General features: G+C 76.9%; 3 protein-coding genes. All 3 read left to right on the top strand.

The annotated features are described in order from the left end of the window. Nucleotides 1-3,230, top strand: a 3,230-nt coding sequence (locus tag HOY81_RS26725; protein ID WP_237323286.1) for a beta-N-acetylglucosaminidase domain-containing protein, incomplete at its 5' end; no start/stop codon positions are given. A gap of 113 nt (nt 3,231-3,343) precedes the next feature. Beyond that, nucleotides 3,344-4,279, top strand: a complete 936-nt coding sequence (locus tag HOY81_RS26720; protein WP_237323285.1) for a hypothetical protein — start codon at nt 3,344-3,346, stop codon at nt 4,277-4,279. Nucleotides 4,280-4,373: 94 nt separating this feature from the next. Further along, nucleotides 4,374-4,733 carry an SCO4225 family membrane protein gene (locus HOY81_RS26715; RefSeq protein ID WP_237323284.1) on the top strand — a complete coding sequence of 120 codons (360 nt, stop codon included), beginning with the start codon at nt 4,374-4,376 and terminating at the stop codon, nt 4,731-4,733. The last annotated feature ends 82 nt before the right edge of the window (nt 4,734-4,815 follow it).

Genomic DNA, 4,815 nt, shown 5'->3' with positions numbered 1-4,815 from the left:
CGGGTGCGGCCGCGCTGGTCGCCGGCGTGGTGTCCGGCCTGCTCGGCGGCGCCCCCGCCGCCCACGCCACCGCCCCGGGCGCCGACGCGGCCACCGCCCCCGAGAAGGAGCGCACCGGCCACGACGCGCTCCCCACCGTCTGGCCGCGCCCCCAGTCCCTGCGCGCCGGAGGCGCCTTCGTGCCGGTCGGCACCCAGGCGACGCTGGTCGCCGGGCCGGACGCCGACCCGTACGCGCTGGACGTCGTACGCGCCACGCTGCGCCGGGCCGGAGCCCACACGCTGTACGAGGTGCGCCCCGGCGAACGGCCGGGCCCGCGGGGCCCGGTGGTCCGGGTCGGCGCGGCCGCCGGGGACGCGCTGCGCTCCCTGGACGCGCCCGAGCGCGGCGACCTGCCCGCCGGCGGCTACCGGCTCGCGACCGGCCGGGTGCAGGGCCGCGGCACCGTCGCCCTCTCCGGCACCGGCACCGACGGCCTCTTCCACGCCGCCCAGACCCTGCGGCAGCTCGTCACCGAGGGGCCCGGCGGCCCCGGCTTCCCCGGCGTCTCCGTACGCGACTGGCCCACGGCGCCCGTGCGGGGCGTCACCGAGGGCTTCTACGGCGAGCCCTGGAGCCACCGGGACCGCCTGGCCCAGCTCGACTTCCTCGGCCGCACCAAGCAGAACCGCTATCTCTACGCCCCCGGCGGGGACCCCTACCGCCAGGCCGCGCAGTGGCGCGACCCCTACCCGGCGGACCGGCGGGCCGAGTTCCGCGAGCTGGCCGCGCGGGCGAAGGCCAACCACGTGGTGCTGGCCTGGGCCGTCTCGCCCGGTCAGAGCCTCTGCTTCTCCTCCGCGGACGACCGCCGCGCGCTGCTGCGCAAGGTGGACGCGATGCGGGCGCTGGGCGTGGGCGCCTTCCAGCTCCGGTTCGACGACGTCAGCTACGAGGAGTGGCACTGCGAGGCCGACGCCGACGCCTACGGCACCGGCCCCGAGGCCGCCGCCCGCGCCCAGGCCGAGCTCGCCAACGCCGTCGCCGGGCATCTGGCCGCCCGCCCGGGGGCGGCGCCGCTCTCGGTGCTGCCCACGGAGTTCTACCAGGAGGGGCGCACCGCCTACCGCAGCGCGCTGGCCCGCACGCTGCACGACGGCGTGGAGATCGCCTGGACCGGCGTGGGTGTCGTCCCGCGCACCATCACCGGCGGCGAACTCGCCGGCGCCCGCACCGCCTTCCCCCAGCACCGGCTCGTCACCCAGGACAACTACCCGGTCAACGACTACGCCCCCGAACGACTGTTCCTCGGCCCGTACCAGGGCCGGGAGCCCGCAGTCGCCACCGGTTCCGCGGCGCTGCTGGCCAACGCCATGGAACAGCCCACCGCCTCCCGCATCCCCCTCTTCACCGCCGCCGACTTCGCCTGGAACCCGCGCGACTACCGCCCGCAGGAGTCCTGGCGGGCGGCCGTCGACGCCGTCGCCGGGACCGGTGAGCAGGCCCGCGCCGCCGTGCACGCCCTCGCCGCCAACGACGCCTCCTCCATGCTGGACGCCGAGGAGTCCGCGTATCTGCGGCCGCTGATCGAGCGGTTCCGCGCCGCGTACGCCTCCCCCGGCGACGACGACGCACTGACCGCCGCCGCCGACCGGCTGCGCCGCGCCTTCCGCACCCTCCAGCAGGCGCCCGGCCACGTACCGGACGGGCTGGCCGCGGAGACCGCACCGTGGCTGGAGCAGCTCGCCCGGTTCGGCACGGCGGGCGAGCGGTCGGTGGACATGCTGCTCGCCCAGGCCCGCGGGGACGGCGCTGCGGCCTGGGAGGCCCGGCTGGCGACCGAGCGCCTGCGCGCCGAGAGCCGGCGCAGCCGGGTCACCGTCGGCAAGGGCGTACTGGGCGACTTCGTCGACACCGCCCTGCGGGACTTCGAGCGCTGGAGCGGCGCGCACGCCCCCACCGGCTCGCCGTCCGGCGACGCGGGCGGGAAGAAGAAGGAGAAGCAGCAGCCCGCGCCCGACGTCTCCGCCCCCGACGGCGGTCCCGCCGGCCGCCCCGGGCACGGCCTGCGCGCGGCGGTCGACGGCGACCCGGCCACGGCGTACCGGGCACGCACCGCGCCCGCCGGGCCCCCGCCCCGCGACGGGAGCGAGGTGCCCGCCCCTCCGGACGCGCTCACCGTCCCGCTGGAACGCACCCGCGCACTCCGCGCCGTCACCGTGCTCTCCGGGCCCGGCACCGGCACCCGCGGCACCGTGGAGGCCCACGTCCCGGGCGAGGGCTGGCGCCCCCTCGGCCGGCTCTCCGAGAGCGGCTGGACGGAGGCCGACGCGGCGGGCGTACGGGCCGACGCGCTGCGGCTGCGCTGGCAGGAAGGGTCCCGGGCGCCGGTGGTGCACGAGATCACGCCGTGGTACGCCGACGCGCCCGAGGTCTCGCTCGGACTCTCCCGGGACGACGTCTACGCCTCGACCGGCGGCGAGCCCGCCAGGATCACCGCCCGCCTCACCTCCACCGGTCCCGCGGACACCCGCGCCCGGCTGCGCGTGGACGCGCCCGAGGGATTCACGGTCCACGCTCCTTCCCGGGTGACGGTGGCCCGCGGCACCGTCACCGAGGCGGAGATCGAGCTGCGCGCCGGCGAGGACGTCCGGACCGGCACCCACCGGGTGCCGGTGACCTTCGGTGACCAGCGGACCACGCTGACCGTACGGGCCTTCCCGCCCACCGGCGGACCCGACCTTGCCCGGGACGCCACGGCGACCTCATCCGGGGACGAGACCCCGGACTTCCCGGCCTCCGCCGTCAACGACGGCGACCCGGAGACGCGCTGGTCCTCGCCGGCCGAGGACGGCGCCTGGGTCCAGCTCGCACTGGCCCGCCCGGCGCGCGTCGGCGAACTGCGGCTGCACTGGCAGGAGGCGTACGGCGAGGCGTACCGGGTGCAGGTCTCCCCGGACGGCCGCCGCTGGCGCACCGCGGCGACCGTACGGGACGGCCGCGGCGGCCGGGAGACCGTGCGGATGGACGCCCCCGCGGACACCCGCTTCGTGCGCATCCAGGGCATGGAGCGGGCGACGCGCTTCGGCTACTCGCTCTGGTCGGTGGAGGCGTACGCCGTGCGCGGGGCGGACGACGGCGCTAGCGGCGGGGCGGACGGCTCCCGGAGCACGGAGAACGGGCCCGGCAGCGGGCGGGACGGAACCCCGGAGACGGACGAGAGCGCCCCCGGCCCCCGCCAGGACGGCTGACGCGATACGCATGCGGGCGGCGGGCAGGAGCCTCCGCCCGGCCGCCCCTGTGCGTAGTCGCCTCGACACGCAAGGTACGCTCCCCCACGATCGCGAGCGACCGAGGGGGAACCATGTCCGCGCAGCAGCCGCCGCCACCGCCGCCGCAGGGCCCGGGAGCCGCGCCGTACCCGCCGTACGCCGTCCCGCCCCAGGGGCAGCAGGCACCGGCCGGGTACGGGTACGGGCAGCCGCCGCAGGCCCCGTACGGACAGCCGGGCTCCGCCGAAGCGCCGTACGGGCAGCCGCCGTACGGCCGACCGCCGCAGGCCCCGTACGGTCAGCCGCCGCACGGGAAGCCGTACCCCTCCGCGCAGCAGCCCGCCCCCTGGGGCGGCCCCCCTCCGCCCCGGCGGCAGGACAAGTCCGTGCTGATCGGCGTGCTCTCCCTGACCGGCCTGGGCCTCGCCGTCTACAGCCTGCTGCAGATGTACGGGGGCTCCAGCTACCCCGAGCCCCCGCCGCCCACCGACCCTGCCGCTCCCGTCTACACCCTCACCCTGCCGGAGACGCTGCTCGACGGCTCCTGGACGCTCTCCGAGGACCTCAGCGACACCTTCTCCGAAGCCCGGCCCCGCACCACCGACTACGAGCGCTCCCTGGAGAACAAGGCGGGGCGCTACGTCTCGGCCTCCGGCGACCGGCAACTCCTGTACACGGGCATGAGCTCCCCGCAGGAGAACCCCTTCTACCCCGACCCGGGCATGCTCGACGGGAGCGCGAAGAACCCGCACCAGGAGGTCGTGGTCCCCCGCCGCACCATCACGCCGGAGGACGGCGGCGGGAAGCTGCTCTGCGAGGTGCAGGTGCGGGCGGAGGAGGGGGTGCGGAGCACCATGCCGGTCTGTTCCTGGGTGGACCGGCACAGCCAAGCCGTGGTCGTCGACAACAGCCCCGCGACCTGGGAGAAGAACCCGTCCGAGGTCGACCTGGAGCGCTTCGCCGAGCTGGTCGCGGACGTCCGCGACGAGGTGCGCCGCCCGCGGGGTGACAGCACCGCGGGCGGTTGAGTACGCGTACTCATGCGGTCGGCAACGCCTCCTTGCGACGCTGGACGTAGAGAGCGGTAGCCGGAAGCGCACCGCAGGGACGGAAGGCCGGAACATGGGGATGACGGGGAAGAACAGCCGCAGCCGTACGCACCGGATAGTCCAGGCGATGACCGGGAACTGGCCCTCCCGCGCCTATCTCGCCCTCTGCGCCGGCCTGCTGGCCTGGGTGTGGGTCGACAGCACCTTCGTGGAGCACCCGGACGCCTCCCTGGCCGGGGCCGTGCCGCTCCTCGTCACGGCCCCGACGAGCATCGCCATCGCCCTGGTGCCGGACGGGTCAGCTTTCGGCTACTACCTGGTGGTGGCCCTGGCCGCGCTGGTCAACGCCACGCTCATCGGCCTGGCCCTCCGCGCCCTCCGCGGCGGCGACGGCAGCAGCCGCCCGGCGCGTACGGGCACCGCCCACACCTGAGGGGCGGGCGGCGGCCGTCGGAAGTGTGGCGGCACGGCGGCACGGCGGCACGGCGGCACGGCGGCACGGCGGCACGGCGGCA

Origin of the sequence: Streptomyces sp. JJ36 (assembly GCF_021696945.1) — a bacterium.
Taxonomy (GTDB): Bacteria; Actinomycetota; Actinomycetes; order Streptomycetales; family Streptomycetaceae; genus Streptomyces.
Note: the sequence above shows the minus strand (reverse complement) of the source record. Positions and strands in the feature narration are given on the sequence as shown.

What these genes read in the sequence shown, in the direction of transcription:
- HOY81_RS26720 (WP_237323285.1), top strand. Translation starts at nt 3,344, where the DNA reads ATGTCCGCGCAGCAGCCGCCGCCACCGCCGCCGCAGGGCCCGGGAGCC.
- HOY81_RS26715 (WP_237323284.1), top strand. Translation starts at nt 4,374, where the DNA reads ATGGGGATGACGGGGAAGAACAGCCGCAGCCGTACGCACCGGATAGTC.